Origin of the sequence: Bacillus sp. MYb209 (genome assembly GCF_002975175.1) — a bacterium.
GTDB lineage: Bacteria > Bacillota > Bacilli > Bacillales > Bacillaceae_G > Bacillus_A.
Genome location: NZ_PCNZ01000032.1, coordinates 6613 through 29090, shown reverse-complemented (window position 1 = coordinate 29090; position 22478 = coordinate 6613). Strand labels below are relative to the sequence as shown.

3 protein-coding genes are annotated in these 22478 nt (G+C 40.4%); all 3 read right to left on the bottom strand.

What is annotated here, in order from left to right:
* Window positions 1-3 precede the first annotated feature (3 nt).
* Window positions 4-678: a 4'-phosphopantetheinyl transferase family protein gene (locus tag CQZ94_RS26345; RefSeq protein WP_105587866.1), complete on the bottom strand. Its 675-nt coding sequence runs from the start codon at window positions 676-678 to the stop codon at window positions 4-6.
* 422 nt (window positions 679-1100) lie between these two features.
* The gene (locus tag CQZ94_RS26340; protein ID WP_105587865.1) at window positions 1101-16010 is read right to left on the bottom strand and encodes a non-ribosomal peptide synthetase; all 14910 of its coding nucleotides are present in this window, start codon (window positions 16008-16010) and stop codon (window positions 1101-1103) included.
* On the bottom strand, window positions 16007-22477 hold the full coding sequence (locus tag CQZ94_RS26335; RefSeq protein WP_105587864.1) for a non-ribosomal peptide synthetase: 6471 nt from the start codon (window positions 22475-22477) through the stop codon (window positions 16007-16009). Before CQZ94_RS26335 ends, CQZ94_RS26340 begins: the two co-directional genes overlap by 4 nt.
* Window position 22478 lies beyond the last annotated feature (1 nt).

Here is a 22478-nt window from a genome sequence, read left to right as displayed (position 1 = left end):
ACTTTAAAATTTGTTTATATTTTGGCCAATTGTATAAAAGTCTTTAATTATTATCCCATTCGGTAATTCATCACGTGTTGCACAAGCAGATATCTTATAATTTGGCTCAATATTATATTGTCTAAAGTAAAAGTTTTGAGGTATATTCTTGTATGAAATTAAAGTTTGTGACTCTTTTTTTACAGAGAATGAATTTAACGGGATATAAAGTCCTTTACCAATCGTTTTTATATAGCTTTCTTTTAATGTCCATAAATCAAAAAAATAATTGATTTGTTCATCAGAATTCATATTAGATAAATCATAAAATTCTTCCTCTGAAAAAAATTCATTTGCTAATTTAAGAGCCTCTATGTCTGAAACTCTTTCAATATCAATACCTACATTAGAATTAGCAGTGGCACAGACCACCCATTCTCCTGAATGCGAAATATTAAAGTGAAAGTCAGAAAAATTTTGAACAAAAGGTTTTCCGTACTCATTATATATAAATTTAATTTCTTCATTATTAATTTTATATTTTTGGCAAATTAGGGAACGGATTAATAAATCTCCTATCAAAGTCCTATTAATATCACATAAATTTAATAAACGCTTCATTCGTTCTCTCTTCTCATTTGAAATCAAGTTACTAAATTGATTAAACAAATGATTTTCAATATTCTTTGGTATTTTCACAGCATGAATTTGTATGATAAATCACTTCCTTTTTAAAAGGATGTCTTCCTATGTATACGTTATAGAAATTCAATTTCATTTTCTAACTTGCATTTATTCAAGTGCAAATATAATAGAAAAGGTGCATATTTACATATCAATGAAAATATACACCTTTCCTCAGCAATATCATCAAAGCATTCGCTTCTGCTACAAAAACTTCAGAGAATTTACAGCATACTATGAACAACTCATATATGTTTCTATGTCCCTATCAAGCAATTTTTCATTAGCCCCTTAAAAAGTAATGCTCTTGATATATACATAATCTCCTACACTTGATGTGCAGTTATTGGACTGCTCTCTTTATTTACACTACTACTCACAAATAACAACTTTAATAATAACAATGTTCGTTTATAAAGTTGCCTCTTTTGTGCTCTCTACTTTTCCGTTAGCGAAAGGGACGTCTCTTTTATTCCTTCTAATTCATTTAGTAGATACTTAGCTAACTTTTCAACTGCGGGGGAAGCTACTATTTCTTCGTGTGATCCAGGGACCGAATACATATTCACTCTTCCTTTTAATAAAGGCTTCCAATCCGTAAACAATTCTTTACCTTCCTCAGCACTAAAGTAAATGACTTCCCCAAAATATGGTGTTAAATCATGCTCTGCCATTAAATTCAGACACTTCCTGTGAGCATTGATAATTTGCTTCAAATTCGTAAGATCTGCATCAGGCGGGAGCACTCCTTCCACAATTAATTGCTCAACAAGCATGTCCTGTTGATGAACAAGCTCTTTTTCCTGCTCCACTAGCTCTATATGGATGAAATGCTCCAATATATAAGATAGCATTTCATCCTCTGTCTTGTAATCCCGTTCTGAAGGCACCTTGGTATCCATTAGTACCAACATCTCAACTTCTTCTCCCTGGTTCCGTAGCGTAGTTGCGATTTCATAGGCGATGGCACCGCCCAGAGACCATCCTCCCAGACGATACGGCCCCTCTGGCTGAGCGCGCTTCATTTCCTCGATGTAGAGTTGAACTACTTCCGATAAAGTCAACCCGTTCATTCCTTCTTTCTCTACAAGAGGATTCTGTAGACCATAAAATGAGCAGTGATCCTTGAGTAACCTTGCTAGCTGAATGTAACAGAGTACATTACCCATAAACGGATGAACACAGAAGAAAGGTCTTTTCTCTGACTCTTGTAATGGAATCAGAACCGATAACGATTCTTCCATACTATGATTCTCACGGATGAGACAAGCGATCCCTTCCACTGTCGGGTTCTTAATCAGTGCGGACACCTTAATCTCTTTTCCGAATTTCTCTCTGACCTTTGAAATCAATTTGATTACAAGGAGAGAGTGACCTCCTATATTGAAGAAATCATCGTTTACATGGACATCTTCTAACTGTAGCAAATCCTGCCAGATCGTAATCAGCTGATACTCGATTTCATCCCGTGGGATGATTGGTGTAGAAAAGGTACTTTCTCTTTGAATCGTTAAGCTGTTCAGTGCCTTTCGATCAACCTTCCCATTTGTTGTAAGCGGAATCGCATCTACCTCAATAAAGTGTGCAGGAACCATATAATTCGGTACTTGTCTCTTGAGATGCTCACGCCATTCATGCATACTTCCTTCACCCACCACATAGGCAACCAATCTCTGCTCTCCTGGTTGGTCCTCTCTTATCAAGACTACCGCCTCTTTTACCGATGGATGACTTTCTAAATTCGCTTCAATCTCTCCAAGCTCAATCCGGAATCCTCGAATTTTCACTTGATTATCGATTCTTCCCAGATAATCCAAATGGCCATCAGCTAAATAGCGGACTAGATCTCCCGTCCGGTATAACCGTTCCCCTTCATTAAATGGATGAGGAATAAAACGTTCTGACGTTAACTCTGGACGATTCAAGTATCCTCTCGCTAGGCCTGCTCCACCGATATAAAGTTCACCCGTTACACCAACTGGAACAGGTAACAAATTCTCATCCAATACATAGGCTTGAACGTTTGGCAACGGACGCCCAATGGTTACTCTCTTACTATCTTTTTTAATACGATAGCATGTCGCATCAACCGTACATTCTGTAGGACCATATACATTATAAAAATGGATATGGTCATTCTCTACTAGTTGTTCCCACAGTGATGGCATAATCGCTTCTCCACCGACCAGTACCTTGCTTGGAACATGAACACTATCGTTTCTTTCTAACAACCCCTCATCTATGAGTAATTGGAGTAGTGAAGGTGTTATATCGAACATTTCCAACTTATTCTCCCGAATATAAGATACAAACTGTTGAGGATCACTGCGAACTTCTTTTGAAATAATATATAAACTAGAACCATACAAAAGCATTTGTAATTGTTTAACGGATGAATCAAAGGCGATTGAGGCATTTAGACCAACGCGCATGTTAACATGTGTCCGATGTGAAAAAACCTCTTTCTGTAAACCATAGGATAGATTTAATACCGAATGATGCTGCACCATAACCCCTTTTGGATTCCCGGTCGAACCTGAAGTGTAGATAACATACGCCAAGTTTTCTCCTGTCACTTTACATATTGGTGAAAGGGTGTTTTCTTGCGAAATCATTGCTTGATCTCGGTCCAAACAAACTGTTTCAACTTCTTCAGGTATCCAACCTTGTGATACTTCGTTCGTAACCAATATTTGAATTCCTGTGTCCTCCAGAATATATCGTAGGTGACTTTCTGGATACGATGGATCCAACGGAACATAGGCTGATCCAGCTTTCAAGATTCCCATGAGACCGACAATCATCTCAACTGAACGTTGGAAACAAAGCCCGACCAATGACTCCGTCCCAATCCCACATTTCTGAAGATAATGGGCCAATTGGTTTGCTTTCTCATTCAGCTCTCGATACGTCAACTGCTGATTTTCATCCACCACTGCCACCGCATCAGGTGTACGATCCACTTGATCTTCAAACAGTTTGTGGATCACACTCTCACGTGGATACGCTGCTGCATTATCATTCCATTCTTCCAGTAGTTGTTTCTGTTCTATTTCCGTAACATACACCAGCTCCGACAGAGTTTGATCAACGTTCTCGATCATTTGCTTTAACACCTGGCTTAAATGCCCCAGCATCCGTTCAATAGTGAGACCATTAAACTTGCTACGATCATACTTCAACTTTAACAACAACTGGCTTTCTGGGACAACTGTCAATCCTAATGGATAATGCGTTTGTTCTACTCCTTCCAGCTCACCAATTTCTAGATTTCCTGAGGACTCCTCTTTCACTGGGTAGTTTTCAAATACATACAAGCTATGGAACAGCGGGGTTCCTCTAGGAACTTCACTCCAGCCTTGAATCTCTGTCAAGGAAGCATATTCATATTGTCTTCTTTCTATCTCTTCCTCTTGTATCCTCTGCAACCAATCCATTACTTTTATATTATCTATCAACTGAATTCGCGTCGGTGATGTGGTAATAAAAGGACCTACAATGTTTTCAACATCAATAATCTCCGTAGGGCGTCCTGAGCTAGTTACACCATAGACAATGTCATCTTCTCCACTATACCGGCCCATGAGATACGCCCACGCACCTTGAATTACCGTATTCAAAGTGAGCCTATTGCGCTTCGCCCAGTTTTGTAACGCTTGGGTTTGCTCTTCTGATAAATAAGTTACCTTCTCTGTGTAACCTTTTTCTTGCTCTTTACTTTCTAAGCCCAGCAGGGTTGGAGCTGTAAAACCTTTAAGTTTCTCTCTCCAGAATTGCTCCGCCTGCTCCTGATTCTGCACTCTTAGCCATTGAATATATTTCTTGTATGACGATGACTTAGGTAAATACACGGCTTCTCCATTCATTCTCTTCTGGTACACTGTAAGCAATTCGTTAAAGACCAGTGGTAGGCTCCATCCATCCAACAGAATATGGTGATGTGTCCAAACAATCCGATATTCTTCCTCACCTTCTTGAATGACAGTCACCCGCATCAATGGCGCTTCATCAAAAAGAAAGGCTTGTTTTCGATCCAATGCCAAAAAGGCTTTTCTTTTCTCCTCTTTATCTTCAGCAGTCAGCGTACGCCAATCTTCTATATTCACCTTAAATGGAACACTCTCATACACCACTTGTAAAGGCTCTTCAACTTCATCCCAAAGGAAAGCTGAGCGAAAAATTTCATGCCGCTGAATTACCGATTTCCACGCCTGTTCGAAAGTTACAATATCCAATTCTCCTCTAATCATGAAACTTAATTGCACTATATACGGCGCTACATGTTCATCCCCTTGGTCATGCAATGTATGGAAAATCATACCTTCTTGCAAAGGCGATAGTGGATATAAATCGGTAATCGGATAATTATTTCCACGATTCATCTTGGATAATACTTTTGTCAAACTGGCTTGGTCAAGATTAGCCATCACAAAATCTGAAACGGTCAGTGCAGATTCTCCATCCGCAGATTGAATCAATTTACTTAGTTGATGGAGCATATTCTCTGCAATACTTTGAATCGTTGATTTCGCGAATTGTCCTACATTGTATACCCAAGTGAACTGAAGTTTCCCATCCGTTACCATTCCAATTACATCGATTAAATGCAATTGCTTGGAACCAGAAGCATGATCTAAGCGCTTAAATCCGTTCTCCGGAATAAGCATTGCATCGTCAGAAAACATTTGATCAAATTGTCCAAGATAGTTAAAACTAATAGACGGTGTATGTTGAGACCCCCATTGCTCCCACATTGTTGCGTTCAGGTACCGCAAAATCCCATAGTCAACACCCTTATTAGGAATTTTACGTACTTGTTCTTTAACTGCTTTTAATGCTGCAATTGGCGTGTCGGCACCGGTAATATTTAAGTGAACAGGATAAATACTTGTAAACCACCCTACGGTTCTCGATAGGTCAACGTCTTCGATGATCTCTTCCCGACCATGCCCCTCCAAATCCACGGTCAGCGTCGGATGACCTGTCCATGCTGCCATAGCCTGTACCAATGCTGTCAATAGTACTTCATTGATTTGGACACGATGAGTGCTTGAAATCTCTTGCAATAACGCACGGGTCTCTTTCTCATCCAGCACCACGGTAATCTCCTGAGTTCCTGTGTTTGCTGGAACTTCGAGGGTGGTATCCACTGGTAGCATAGCCACTTCTTGTTCGGATTGCTGCTCCCAGTAATCACGCACTTCTTGTACAATCCCAGCTTCAGCGTAATGATGCAATTTCTCCGACCACGCTTTAAAGGATGTACTCTTTGTAGGTAATTTAATCATCTGAGCCTGGCTCGCTTGATTATACGCCGTTTGCAGATCCTCCAGTAAAATCCTCCAAGAAACACCATCCACTGCTAAGTGATGAATCACCCAGAATAATCGGCCGGCTCTTTTCTCACCTTCATCAAAATACACCATTCTCATTAGCGGTCCTGCGTGTAAGTGCAAGCTTGCTTGTGCAGTGTCAATCTCCGTTTGAATCACTTGATGCCATTCTGCTTGCGGTACTTCGTCTAATGAAATAACGGTCAGCGTCGATTGTTCTTCGATCCCTTCGTTCCGCTGTTTCCAAGCTCCATCCGGTAACCGTTCATATCTTAAACGTAAGGCATCATGATGGATTAGAAGGGTACGCACAGCTTTCTCCAGTAATACTATATCCAGTCGCTCTTTTGTTCTAAAAAACATGGATTGATTCCAATGATGTGGGTTTGGATGATCTTGTGCAAAAAACCATTGCTGGATTGGTGTAAGGATCAGTTCTCCAGTTACAACTCCCTGCTCTGCTTGTACACCCCTTTCTTCATTGACTACTTGCACCAACTCAGCAATCGTTTGGTGTTCAAACATTTGCTTTGGTGTCAATTGCAAACCTGCTTGTTTCGCACGAGAGACAATCTGAATGCTGAGAATCGAGTCTCCACCAATTTCAAAGAAGTTATCATTTCTTCCTACCTTATTAATCCCTAATACTTGCTTCCAAATGGTAGCCAGTGTTTCTTCGTTACCATTCCGCGGGGCAACACATTCACTTTCGATTTTCCTCTCCTCTGGTACAGGTAAGGCCTCACGATCAACTTTACCGTTAGCAGTTAGTGGAATGGCTTCCATCATCACAAATCCTGAAGGAACCATATGGCTTGGTAGTTCCGCCTTGAGATAATCTCTCCACTCACCTACATTCCCATCACCCACGACATATGCCACCAACCGTTTATCACCCGGCTGATCTTCTCGAACAATTACAACAGCCTCTTTTATGGATGCATGTGCGTTTAAAGCAGATTCAATTTCTCCGAGCTCAATTCGGAAACCACGGATTTTCACCTGGTGATCAATCCGCCCAAGATAATCCAGATTTCCATCCGGCAAGTATCTCGCTAAGTCTCCTGTCCGATATAATCGCGCTCCTGGGTCATTACTGAATGGATGAGGAATGAAACGTTCTGCAGTCAATTCGGGTCTGTTTAAATACCCACGTGCGAGTCCTGCTCCACCAATATATAGTTCGCCAGCTATGCCAATAGGCACATGTTGTTGACAAGCGTCTAGTACATACGCTTCTAAATCTGGTATCCGTTTTCCGATATTACTTCTTGAAGCATACTGCACATCATCTTGAGTAATTGGATAATACGTAACATGAACGGTAGTTTCTGTAATTCCATACATATTAATTAACTGTGGGTCCTGCTCTCCATACCTTTGAAACCATGGTAACAAGCTGGTAGGATCGAGTGCTTCCCCACCAAATATGACATAGCGCAGATGCAAGTCTTTCTTCTCATCTTCTTGTTCACACACTTGTATCAATTGTCGAAATGCGGATGGTGTCTGATTAAGAACCGTAACCTTCTCCTTTACTAACAGTTGATAGAAATCCTTGGGCGATCGACTAATCCAGTAAGGAACAACAATCAATCTACCGCCATGGAGTAATGCCCCCCAAATCTCCCATACCGAGAAGTCAAACGCATAAGAATGGAAAAGCGTCCAAGTATCTTTTTCATCAAACTGATACCAACATTCCGTTGATTTAAATAAACGAATCACATTGTGATGCTCTACCATAACTCCCTTCGGATTCCCTGTTGATCCCGAAGTATAGATTACATACGCCAAGTTTTCTCTTGTCACTTCACATATTGGTGAAAGGGTGCTTTCTCGCGAAATCATCGCTTTATCCCGATCCAAACAAACTGCTTTGATTTCTTCAGGTATCCAACCTTCTAATGCTTCGGTCGTGACCAATACTTGAATCTCTGTGTCCTCCAGAATATATCGTAGGCGACTTTCTGGATACGATGGATCCAACGGGACATAGGCTGCCCCAGCTTTCAAAATCCCCATGAGACCGACAATCATCTCAACTGAACGCTGGAAGCAGAGACCAACCAACGACTCGGTCCCGATCCCACATTTCTGGAGATAATGGGCCAATTGGTTTGCTTTCTCATTCAGCTCTCGATACGTTAACTGCTGTTTTTCATCTACCACTGCCACCGCATCAGGTGTACGATTTACTTGCTCTTCAAACAGCTGATGAATCGCACATTCCTGTGGATATGCTACAGCATTATTATTCCACTCTTCCAACTGTTTTTGCTGTAATCCTGACAGTATCGGCAACTTAGCTAATGATTTATCAGGATGTTCCACGATTAAATTCAACCAGTTTTCAAAATTTTCGGCCATGGATTCAATAGTTAAACTGTCAAACAAATCAGTCCTATAAACAAAAGTAAGCAATAAGCCCTCTTCCACTTCTGCGGCAGTTAAACTTAAATCAAATTTGGCGATTGAAGCGTGGCTTTCCATTACTTCTATACTTCGTCCATGTAGCTGTGGTAGCTCCTGTCCTGTATTTTGCAAAGTAAACATGGTTTGGAAAATCGGAGAATGACTTGTACTTCGTTCAGGTTGGATAACCTCCACAATTTTCTCAAACGGGACATCTTGGTACTCATATGCCTTCAATGCTTTTATCCGCACTTGAGACAACAACTCTTGAAATGCCGGTGCGCCACTTAAATCAGCTCGATAAACCAACGTGTTAACAAAGAAACCAATCAATCCTTCAATCTCTCGATAATTTCGATTTGCAATCGGGCTGCCAACAATAATATCCGATTGTCCTGTATAACGGGCAAGGAAACTTTGATACGATGCCAATAAGGTCATGAAAAGCGTAGCCCCTTCTTGACGACTAAATTCGTTTAATTTATCCAATAATGAACGTGACAACAATACATTATGAGTTAATCCTTGGTGGGTTTGCACCGGAGGACGCGGACGATCCATCGGCAACATTAAGACCGGTAAATCACCAGACAATTCTTCCTTCCAATATGCCAGCTGTTGATTTAGTACTTCCTCTTTCAACCATTCCCTTTGCCATTGAGCAAAATCGGCATATTGAACTGGTAGTGGTACAAGCTCTGCTGGTTTTTCACCAATCGCTTCCTCATAAAATGCCATCCATTCTTGGAGTAAGATTTCCATCGACCATCCATCCGAGATAATATGATGCATATTACACAGAAGAACCCATTCTTCTTCTGAAATTTTCACGATTTGTCCACGGAACAATGGTCCTTTCTCTAAGTCAAATGGGGATTCGACTTCAGTTTGAATCCATTGTTCCAACTCTCTTTCTCTCTCTCCTGGAGAAAGCTTAGTTAAATCCATTTGTGGGAGAGGACGGGAAATATACGCTTGAACCTGCTGCGCAGGATGACCGTTCACTTCATGAAATACCGTCCGCAAAGATTCATGGCGCTCTATCAACTGATTCCATCCCAACTCCAATGCTTCAGGTAACCAATTCCCTGTAAGACGGCATACCATTGGCATATTATAAAGTGCACTATTAGGTGCAAATTGATCAATAAACCATAAGCGCTGTTGAGCATAAGAAAGCGGAATGTTATTTCCACGTTCCATCGGAATCAATGGTGGAATTTCTCGTTTTTCGCTTCCCTTACGTAACTGATCCATTCGCTTCGACAATGCCTCGACCGTTGAATATTCGAACAGTTCGCGTACCGGTAATTTGATTTGAAAGACTTCTTGTAAGCGTGAGACCACTTGTGTAGCAAGTAGAGAATGACCACCAAGCTCAAAGAAAGAATCCTGAACACCAATGTTTCCTATTCCTAGCACTTGACTCCACACTGAAGCGATAAGTTCTTCCAGCGGAGTTCGTGGGTAAACGGTATTTTCAGTAAATAGTTCACTAGGTATAGGCAATGCCTTCAAATCAAGTTTTCCATTCGGTGTAAGTGGTAAAAATTCCATCTCAATAAAGTTTGTTGGAACCATGTAATTTGGTAAATGTGTTTGTAGATGCTCTCGCCATTCATCGACACTTCCTTCACCAACTACATAAGCTATTAATCTCTTGTCGCCTGGATCATCCTCTCGTACCAATACAACTGCTTCTTTCACAGAAGAATGTGCCTGCAAAACTGCTTCAATTTCTCCCAATTCAATCCGGAAACCACGAATTTTCACTTGGTCATCTATACGACCATGGAACTGGAGAGTACCATCAGAAAGATAACTTGCTTTGTCTCCGGTGTAATAGAGACGTTCTCCTGACTTGAATGGATGTGGAATAAATTTTTCCTTTGTGAGATCCAGACGATTGGCATATCCGCGAGCAAGACTTTTTCCTCCAATATAGAGATCTCCAATCACACCAATTGGTACTAGCTGAAGATGAGAATCTAACACATAAACTTCTGTATTCGCAATCGGTCGACCAATCGATGGCGTACCTGTTGTCACTCCTACAGGTACATAACAATCCGTTGTAACAACGGTATTTTCCGATGGACCATACTGATTAATTACCGCAAAAGGAATATGTTTAGATGGATACTGCGTTAATTGATCCCCGCCCGTAATCATAAAACGAAGATCGGTCTTCTCTGGCCAAGATAATTTCAAAAGTCTTTCCAGAATAGGCGTAGGTGCAAAACTAGCTGTTATTCGCGAATCAATGAGCCAGTCTCTTAGTGCTTCTGGATTAATTCTCAATTCCTCTGTTGACAAGTAGAGTGCTGCACCAGCGGTTAAATACGGCCAAATCTCCTGGACAGCCGAATCAAAAGCAATCCCCGCAATTTGAGTCGCACGATCCTCTGCTGTAATACGATAAACTTTTTGATGCCAAGATACCATATTCATTAATGAGCGATATTCAACCATGACACCCTTTGGCTTTCCTGTAGAACCAGAGGTATAGATGATATAAGCTAAGTTCTCTGGATTTATCTGTCGCGTAGGTGCGATTACACTTTCCACTGTTAATTCTTCTAACCTCACCATCTCGACCTGTTCGGAAAGGCCTTCTTGTCCTTCCGCCGTCACTACAATTTGAATTCCTGCATCTTCAATCATGTATTGTAACCTTGATTTTGGATACAACGGATCTAAGACGACATAAGCCCCACCAGCTTTTAATATGCCCAGTAAACTCACCATGAGCTCAGCCGACCTCGGAAGGTAAACTCCCACGACTGATTCTGGAGCGACTCCTTTTCGCTGTAAAACATTTGCCAACTGATTTGCTTGTGCATCCAGTTCACCGTAAGTCCACTCTTTTGTTTGATCTACCACTGCAATCACATCAGGACGCCTTGCTACTTGTTCTTCAAATCTGTCGCAAATAAGACCCTGTGGGGACATTTCCATTACAGTGTCATTCCATGTTTCTAATAACAGAGTACGCTCAGGTTCTGATAGCATGCTTAGACTATGCAACGGATTTTGTGGGTGATGAGAAACTTCGTGTAGCCATCTCTCAAAGTGTCCTGCCATCCGTTCAATAGTTGTAGCATTGAATAAATCCTTATTGTATTCAAAAGTAAAAAGTAATCCTTCTTCTGTCTCAGCTACCATTACACTTAAATCAAACTTTGCGATTGGACTATGGCTTTCTAGCATTTCGATACTTCTACCAGGTAATACTGGGAACTCTTGTTTCATATTTTGCAAGATGAACATAGTCTGGAAGATTGGCGAATGACTTGTACTCCGCTCTGGTTGTACAACTTCTACTATTTTTTCAAAAGGGATATCTTGATATTCATATGCCCTCAATGCCTTTTGACGAACCTGAGACAGAATATCCTGAAATGTCGGTCTACCACTCAGATTAGCCCGATAAACCAACGTGTTGACGAAGAATCCAATTAATCCTTCAATTTCTCTGTAATTTCGATTAGCAATTGGACTTCCGACCAGAATATCTTCTTGTCCCGTATAACGTGATAGAAAACTTTGATATGCAGCCAACAGGGTCATGAAGAGTGTAGCCCCTTCTTGACGACTAAATTCATTCAATTTGTCATGTAGCGTGCTTGGCAGAACCAGGGTGTATGTCGACCCGTGATGAGTTTGTATTGCGGGACGCGGGCGATCCATAGGAAGTTGGAGTACAGGAAGCTCCCCAGACAATTCTTCCCTCCAATATTGGAGTTGTTGATCAAGCACTTCCTCCTTCAGCCATCCTTTTTGCCACTGAGCAAAGTCGGCATATTGAACCGGTAATGGTTCAATTTCTGCTATCTTTCCATCCGTGGCTTTCTCATAGAATGCCATCCATTCTTCAAGTAGGACTCCCATTGACCATCCATCTGAAATGATATGATGTAAAGTACAAAGGAGAATCCATTCTTCCTCTCCCACTTGCAAAATACTTGTCCTGATCAGTGGGCCCTCGCCTAAATCAAATGGCACTTCTGTTTCTTGTTGAATCAAACGTTTAACTTCTGCTTCACGGTCTTTTGGAGAAAGCATAGTTAAATCCATTTTCGGAATTGAGCTAAAAGCATACGGTTCAATTTGCTGCACGGGCTGACCGTTCACTTCATGAAAGACCGTCCGCAATGATTCATGACGCTCTATGAGCTGATTCCATCCCTTTTCCAATGCCTCAGGTAGCCAACTCCCTGTAAGGCGGCATACCATTGGCATATTGTAAAGGGCGCTATTAGGTGTAAATTGATCGATAAACCATAAGCGCTGTTGGGCATAAGAGAGCGGAATAGTTTCCCCTCGTTCCATCGGCATTAGTGGCGGAATCTCTCGTTTTCTATCTCCTTTACGTAACTGATCTAATCGCTTTGCCAGTGACTCCACCGTTGCATACTCAAATAGTTCACGTACCGGTAATTCGATTTGAAAGATTTCTTTCAAGCGTGAAACTACTTGAGTAGCTAGCAGCGAGTGACCACCAATCTCAAAAAAAGAATCCTGAACACTTATATTTTTTATACCTAACACTTGGCCCCATACGGAAACAATGAGCTCCTCTACTGGTGTTCGTGATGAAGTAGTAATATCTTCACTTATGAACTGTGCCTCCAATTCCAATAAAGCTTTCCGATTCACCTTACCATTTGGAGTGAGTGGCATCCCTTCAACTTGGAAGAAGTATGCCGGAACCATATAATGTGGCAATTGCTTCTTAAGATGTTCACGCCACTCTCCAGTATCCCCTTCACCCACTACATAAGCTACTAACTGCTTATCTCCTGGTCGATCTTCCTTCACCAACACGACAGCCTCTTTTACAGATGAGTGATCATGTAAAGCTGCTTCAATCTCTCCCAGTTCAATTCGGAATCCTCTGATTTTCACTTGGTTATCTATTCTACCGATATACTCCAAGTTACGGTCATTCATATACCTCACCAGGTCACCCGTTCGATATAATCGCTCCCCTTCCTTAAAGGGGTGCGGAATAAAACGTTCGTTAGTTAACTCTGGTCGATTGAAGTAGCCACGTGCCAAACCTACACCGCCAAGGTAAAGTTCCCCCGCCACACCAATCGGTACCACCTTTTGATGTTGATCCAACACATACAACTCTGTATTATCAATTGGACGACCAATTGGAATAAGCATTGGTTCTTTTTCTAAATCACAATCATAATAAGTCACATCGACAGTCGCTTCGGTAGGGCCATACAAGTTAATTAACTTTGTTTGCTGAACATTGTAAAATACCTCCTTAAACCGGCGAACCTGTTCAGTGTTTAATGCTTCTCCACTAGTAAAAACCTGACTTAAAGACGATACATCCCTTTCCGATTTATATTGTTCCATGTAATCCAAGAAAGTAGATAACATCGACGGAACAAAGTGCATTGTGGTCACACGATATCGTTCGATATACTCCTCAATCACCGCAGGATCTTTCTCACCTCCGGGTGGAAGTAAACAAACACGTGCTCCTACAAATGACCACCAAAATAACTCCCAGACAGAAACATCAAACGAAAACGGTGTCTTTTGTAGGATTGCATCCTCCTCAGATAATGGATATTTTTTCTGCATCCACTGTAGGCGGTTGATGACCGAGTGATGTTCAATCATTACTCCCTTCGGATTTCCCGTCGAACCCGAAGTGTATATGATATATGCTAAGTTATTTGCTGTCACTCCACTCACCGGAGCCAAATTACTTTCTTTAGAAATCATTACTTGATCCCGGTCTAAACAAATTGCTTGGATATCTTTAGGTAACCAGTCCTGTAGTGCCTCTTTTGTTAACAGCACTTGAATTTGTGAGTTTTCTAAAATGTATCTCAGACGGTTTTCGGGATAACTTGGGTCCAGTGGGACATAAGCCCCACCTGCTTTCAAAATCCCAAAGAGACCAATAATCATATCAGGAGAACGTTCAACACATATACCGACCAATGATTCAGGTCCTATACCCCGTTTTTGTAGATAATGTGCCAATTGGTTCGATTTTTCATTGAGTTCTTGATACGTTAGCTTTCCACCTTCATAATCTACCGCTACCGCATCAGGTGTACGTGCAACTTGCTGCTCAAACAGCTCATGAATCATACATTCATGACCATAAACTACCTCAGTGTCATTCCATTCTTCTAGGAGCTGTTTCTGCTCTGTGTTCGATAACATTGACAGCTTTGTATATGATTCATCTGGATGATACGCGATTTCATTTAACCAGTTCTCAAAATGTCCTGCCATACGTGCAATGGTACTACTATCAAATAAATCTGTGTTGTATTCAAAAGAGACAAATAGACCTTCTTCCACTTCGTATGCAGTTAAGCTCAAATCAAATTTCGCAATAGACATATTACTTTCTACCATTTCGATACTTCTACCAGGCAGATTTAGTCGTTCTTGTTTTATATTCTGTAGTGTAAACATGGTCTGGAAGATAGGCGAATGACTCATACTTCGCTCAGGTTGCACGGCTTCTACCACTTTTTCAAACGGTATATCTTGATATTCGTACGCTTTTAACGCTTTTTTCTTTGTTTGGAACAAAATCTCCCGAAAGGTAGGGGTTCCACTCAAATCCGCTCGATAAACTAACGTATTAACAAAGAAACCGATTAATCCTTCTACTCCCTTATGATTCCGATTTGCAATCGGGCTTCCGACGAAAATATCTTTTTGCCCCGTATAACGGGCAAGAAAGCTCTGGTATGCAGCCATTAAAGTCATAAATAAGGTAGACCCTTCTTGTCGACTTATATCCTTCAATTGACTGAGTAATTTATAAGGAAAAATCACGTGATGCGTATCCCCAGCGTAAGTTTGCGTAACCGGTCGAGGTCGGTCCACTGGCAGTTGTAACATAGGAAGCTCCCCAGACAATTCTTCTTGCCAATACGCGAGTTGACGATTTAGCACATCACCTTGCAACCACTCCTTTTGCCACTTCGCAAAGTCTGCATATTGAATTGATAGTGAACTTAATTTAGCAGGACTCCCGCCCGTTTCTTCTTCATAGAAAGCAAGTAATTCATTCATGAATATACCGATGGACCAAGCATCAGAAATAATATGATGCATCGTACACAGTAATAACCATTCATCTTTTCCTAATTGAACAAGCTGATTACGAATTAAAGGGCCATTCATTAAATCAAATGGTTCTTGTGCTTCTCTCACAATTAAACTATCTACCTCTTTTTCTTTTACTTCTAGAGGAAGGTGAGAGTAATCCCTTACAGGTAATGTTCTAGGAAGGAATTCGACAATATGTTGTACAGGTTGTTCTCCTGCTTCTTTAAAAACGGTTCGTAATGATTCATGACGTTCAATGAGTCGATTGAATCCCTTTTCTAATGCTTCAGGAATCCAATTTCCTTTTAGACGCCATACTGTTGGAATATTATATAAAGAACTGTTTGGGTTAAATCTGTCCATAAACCACAAACGTTGTTGTGCATAAGACAACGGGAGTGCTTCTTTATTCTCCTTTTTTTGCATTTGCTTCTGAAGCCAAGCTCTCTTCTCAGGAGAAAGTGAACTCAGTTTTGCAAGTAAATCACTTTTCATTTTTTTACCCCTTCCTCAACCAAATTACTCTCGAATATCCCTTGTGCTTCTTCTTCTGATAACTCTTCCAATTGCTTAAGAAGTTCAAGTAATTCTTCATCATTACTCACTTCTGCTTCTTTTTGAATATAGTCTTGAAGACTTACATTCTCCTTACTATCATTCTGCATTTCTTTATTTTCGCTATAGAGCAATTGATTAATCCGTTCTGCCAATTCCTGCACCGTATGAAACGTAAATAAATCATGCAATGGTAACGCAATTCCAAAAGCTTCTTTAAGATTGGAAACGGCTTGTGTAGCAAGTAATGAATGCCCACCTATTTCAAAAAACGAATCCTGCACTCCAATATTTTCTACACCTAAAACTTGATGCCATATTGAAACGATTGTTTTTTCCGTAGGTGTACGGGGAGCAATATAACCACTCACTATCTCCTGTCTCTCTGGTACTGGTAAGGCCTTCCTATCAATCTTTCCATTTGGAGTGAGTGGAAATGCATTCAATCCGACAAAATAGGCTGGAATCATGTAATTTGGTAGCTGGTCCTTGAGATAATCACGCCACTTATGAGCATCCCCATCTCCCACAACATAGGCAATCAAACGTGGATCACCAAGATAATCTTCCCGCACCATCACAAGAACTTCGTTAACTAATGTATGCTTTTGCAATGTCGCTTCAATTTCTCCTAGTTCAATCCGGAACCCACGAATTTTTACCTGATGATCGATTCGGCCAAGATACTCCAAATTTCCATCTGGCAGATACCTTACTAGGTCTCCAGTCCGGTATACTCGCTCTCCTTCTTTAAACGGATGCGGTATAAAACGATCTTGCGTTAAGTCAGGACGGTTTAAGTATCCACGTGCTAATCCTGATCCACCAATGTAAAGCTCACCAACTACACCAATTGGAACCATTTTTTGTTCAGCACTCAGTACATATACTTCTGCATTGAAGACTGGTTTACCAATTGGTGGTACCCTATACATGACACCCTTTTCTAATTCCATATATGTGGAATACGTAGTATCTTCGGACGGTCCATATAGGTTGTACACCATCTCAATCGTACTTCTCTCGTATAAATCTTGAACAAGTGAATATGGTAATGGTTCTCCAGCCAAATTCATCACCTTTACCGAAGAAGGAATTGTTTTTGCTCGAACCAGTTCCTTCGCTGCTGATGGCACAGTATTGACCAAAGTCACACCCTCTGTAGACAGCTTGTCTAGTTGTAGAGCATTTTCAGCGACAATCACCTTACCACCCATCGTCAAGGGAACAAACACTTCAAAAACCGATAGATCAAAGGATAACGAAGTTGAAGCTAACACTCCTGCTAAAGCCTTTCTGGAATAAGTTTGATGCGCCCAATGAATCATAGTTACTGTATTCCGGTGCTCAATCATTACTCCCTTAGGATTTCCAGTGGACCCTGAAGTATAGATGATATAAGCTAAGTCATTGCTCGTCACTTCACTCGTACACAACGTAGTTACTTCCTGTTCAATTTCTGATCGATCACAATCAATGCAAATGATGTCAACGGATTTAGGTAAAACCATTTTTTGCTGTAACTTTTCTTGTGTCACCAGTACCTTTATATGAGCATCCGCTAAAACATATTGCAGTCGACTTTCCGGATACGCCGGATCAATTGGAACATACGCTCCTCCTGCCTTCATGATTCCTAAGAGGCCGACAATCATCTCGGATGAACGTGTAACGCAAATCCCAACCAATGATTCGCATCCCACACCCTGTTTCTGTAGATAATGTGCCAGCTGATTCGAGCGTTCGCTCAATTCTCGATATGTTAGTTCTTTATCTTCGCACACTACCGCAATTGCTTCTGGCGTTTTCTCTACTTGTTCTTCAAACAGTTTATGAATCGTACTTTCACGTATATCCACGACACCTGTTTCATTCCATTCCTCTAGTAATTGCTTATATTCTACTTTCGATAACATATTCAGTTCCGATAGTAAATCTTTTGGATGAGATACAATTTGATATAACCAATGTTCAAAATGGCCTGCCATACGTTCAATGGTTGTATCATTAAACAAATCAGTATTATATTCAAAAGTTAGCAATAACCCTTCTTCCGTCTCCGAAGCAAATAAACTTAAATCAAATTTTGCAACGGAAGTATGACTTTCCATGAGCTCCATGTTTCTTTCAGATAACTGAGGAAATTCTTGTTTCGTATTCTGTAAAGTAAACATGGTTTGAAAAATCGGCGAATGACTTGTATTCCGTTCCGGTTTTACGGATTCTACTACTTTCTCAAATGGAATGTCCTGATACTCGTATGCTTTTAGTGCTTTTTTTCGTATCTGTGACAAAAGTTCCTGGAACGTCGGATTTTCACTAAAATCAGCTCGATAAACCAACGTATTTGCAAAGAAACCTATTAATCCTTCAATCTCTTTAACATTCCGGTTTGCGATTGGGCTCCCAACCAAGATGTCGTCTTGTCCTGTATAACGAGAAAGGAAGCTTTGATACGCCGCCATCAAGGTCATAAATAAGGTAGACCCTTCTTGCAGACTTAAATCTTTGAGCTTTTCCTGTAGAGAATTCTCCACCATTAAGGACTGACTTGCACCACGGTGGGTTTGAACCGCAGGTCGAGGACGATCCATCGGTAATTGTAAAACCGGTAGCTCCCCAGACAATTCTTCCTTCCAATATTGGAGGTGCTGATCCACATTCTCTTCTTTTTGCCATTCCTTCTGCCACATGACAAAGTCTGCATATTGAATAGATAACTCCTTTAATTCCGCCGGTTTTCCGCTTAGTGCTCCTTCATAAAAAGCCATCCATTCTTCAAGTAAGATTCCCATTGACCACCCATCTGAAATAATATGATGCATCGTACAAAGGAGAACCCATTCTTCCCTGTCCACTTTCAATATTCGCGTTCGAATCAGAGGACCTTGTCCCAAATGAAATGGTTCCTCCGCTTCGTTTTGAATGAGCCGTTTCATTTCCCTTTCCCTATCTTCCAAAGAAAGGTCTGTTAAATCTGTTTGAGGGATATGTCTGAATACATGAGATTGAACCTGTTGAAAAGGTTCACCCTCTTGTTCTAGAATTATCGTCCGTAATGATTCATGACGTTCCAACAACTGATTCCATCCGGCCTCCAATGCTTCAATTGACCACTTTCCTGTTAAGCGACACGCTGCATGAATATTGTACATCGCACTATTTGGCATTAATTGATCAATAAACCATAGGCGTTTCTGTGCATAGGAAAGTGGAATAGATCCTTCCCGTGTCATAGGTACAAGGTGTGGAACTTCTCGTTTTTTATCTTCTTTGCGCAACTGATCTACTCGTTTCGCTAATGCTTCCACTGTATCGTGCTTGAAAAGTTCACGTAGCGGGATTTTAACCTGGAACAACTCTTGTAATCGAGAGACGATTTGAGTAGCGAGTAGTGAATGCCCACCCCGTTCAAAGAAAGAGTCCTGAACACCAATATTTTCCGTTCCTAACACTTGACTCCAAACCGAGGCAATAAGTTCTTCCGATGGTGTCCGAGGTAGAACATTAAAATCCCCTATAGGTTGCTCATCAGGTGCTGGAAAGGCTTTTCGATTGATTTTTCCATTTGGAGTAAGCGGGAATTGTTCCAACTCTACAATGTGAGCTGGAATCATGTAATTCGGCAATTGGTTTTGTAGATGCTCTCGCCACTTTTGGATGTTTCCATCACTTATTACATATGCCACCAAACGTTGATCGCCCGGACGATCTTCCCTAACTAATACGACAGCCTCTTTAATAAACGAACACTTTTCTAAAGTCGCCTCAATTTCTCCAAGTTCAATCCGAAGACCACGCATTTTCACTTGATGGTCCATTCTCCCTATAAATTCTAAATTTCCATCAGTTAGATATTTTACTGAATCTCCTGTACGATATAGTCGTTCTCCCAGTTGAAATGGATGTGGAACGAATCTTTCAGCAGTGAGGTTAGGACGGTTTAAGTATCCACGCGCTAAACACGCACCTCCAATATATAACTCACCCTCTATCTCTATTGATTGCAAGCGTTGATTCTGGTCTAATACATACAATTGAGTATTCTGTATCGGATGGCCTATAGAAACAAATTCTTGATTAGGTTGACAGTCAAATGCATTTACGTAAATAGTTGCTTCTGTTGGTCCATAAAAGTTAGTTAATTTTACTTGTCCGCTCTGATTCCATTGCTGTTGAAACCGTCTAACCAATCCTGAACTTAGCTCTTCCCCACCAGAAAATACATGACGCACGGACGAACATTTTATTTCCAACTCAATATGAGTGAAATAATCTAAGAAAACAGATAACATCGAAGGAACAAATTGAACAATAGTAACCTGATGTTTTTCTATCACTTCAGCTATAATGGAAGGATCTTTCTCTCCACCTGGAGGTAAGAAAGATACACAAGCGCCTACGCTAATACCCCAAAATAACTCCCAAACAGATACATCAAATGAAAATGGTGTTTTCTGCAAGATAACATCCTTTTCAGAAAGTGGATATTGATGTTGCATCCATTCAAGATAATTAATCACTGAATGATGCTCAATCATCACTCCCTTTGGATTCCCTGTAGATCCTGAAGTATACATAACATATGCTAAACTTCTTCCTGTTACACTACTTGTACATGCGGTTGATTCTTCTTTTTCAATTTCTGTACAATCTTGATTCATACAAATTGTTTCGATTTGTTCGGATATACCTAGATTTTTTAACTTTTCTTGTGTTACTAGTACTTCGATGGAAGAATCTTCTAATATGTAGCGTAACCGACTCTCTGGATAAGTAGGGTCAAGTGGAACATAAGCTCCTCCTGATTTTAGAATCCCTAGTAGCGCTATCATCATTTGTGTCGAACGTTCCATATATACTCCAACTAGAGACTCTGAACCGACACCACGTTTTTGTAGATAGTGAGCTAACTGATTAGCGCGCTCATCCAACTCTTTATAGGTAATTTGTTCATTTTTATAAATAACTGCGATTGCTTCTGGCGTTTTCTTAACTTGCTTCTCAAATACCGTTTGAATCATATTTTCAGATGAATATTTTACTTGAGTATTATTCCATTCCTCTAGCAATTGCGTCTGCTCTTCCATTGTTAAATGAGTAATTTCAAAGAGTTTTGAATCTAGGCTCTTCGTCATCTGAATTAATATTTGCAATAAGTGACCCTGAATCCGATTTATTGTTTCTTCATTAAAATAGCTTCGATCATACATCAACTTTAAAGTAATTTTCTTACCGGGCATTACAATGAGTGTTAAAGGATAATTTGTTTGTTCCGCGCTTTTAACATCTAGTAATCTTAAATCATCATTTCTCTCACCTTGAATTGGATAATTTTCAAACACATACAAGGTATGAAATAAGGAGCTATTCCGCGGAACCTCACTCCACCCTTGAATATCAACCAATGAATTATACTCATATTGTCTTCGTTCCATTTCTTTCATCTGTATTTTACGAAGCCAATCTACTACTGATGTATCATCCGTTAATCGAATTCTAGTAGGTAATGTGTTAATAAATAGACCTACCATATTCTCTGCTCCTATCAAATCAGTAGGACGTCCAGAGCTAGTTACACCAAATACGATGTCACTTTCACCGCTATACCTACTCATCAAATAGGCCCATGCGCCTTGTACTAACGTATTCAATGTTAATCGACTATTTCGTACCCACTCTTGTAAATTCTCAGTGAGTTCCTCAGATACCTGATAAACACACTCTCCATAGCCCTTCTCCTGTCCTTGATCCTTTCTTTCCATCGTTAATGGCGTAGGTGCATAAAATCCCTTTAATTCTTCTGTCCAAAATTCCTCTGCTTGACTTTGATCTTGTTTGTTTATCCACTGGATATATTTTTTATAAGGAAGAGATTTAGTAAGATTCAAAAATTCTCCCTTTATCATCTTAAGATAAACTTCCATCACTTCACTAAAGACCAATGACACACTCCACCCATCTAGCAAAATATGATGATGTGTCCAAATGATTCTCGTTTCCTCTTCTGCTTCTTTAATCGCAGTGACTCTCATCAATGGTGCTTCATCCAATAAAAATCCTTTTCTACGATCTGCAGTCAAAAACTGTTGTAATTTCTTCTCTCTCTCCTCATGCGAATGGGCACTCCAATCCTCTTGATGAATAGTAAAAGGAAGACGTTGGTAAACTGCTTGAAGAGGTTTTTCTACTTCCTCCCACACAAATACTGAACGTAGAACCTCATGTCGATGAATAACATGTTCCCAAGCCTTTTCAAAAGTAGCAACATCCAATTGCCCCCCGAGCAAGAAGCCTACTTGTACAATGTAGGAAAAAGAATGCTCATCATCTTGATCGTATAAAGTATGAAACAATATTCCTTTTTGCAAAGGTGATAATCCATATATATCTATAATGTCTCCCATC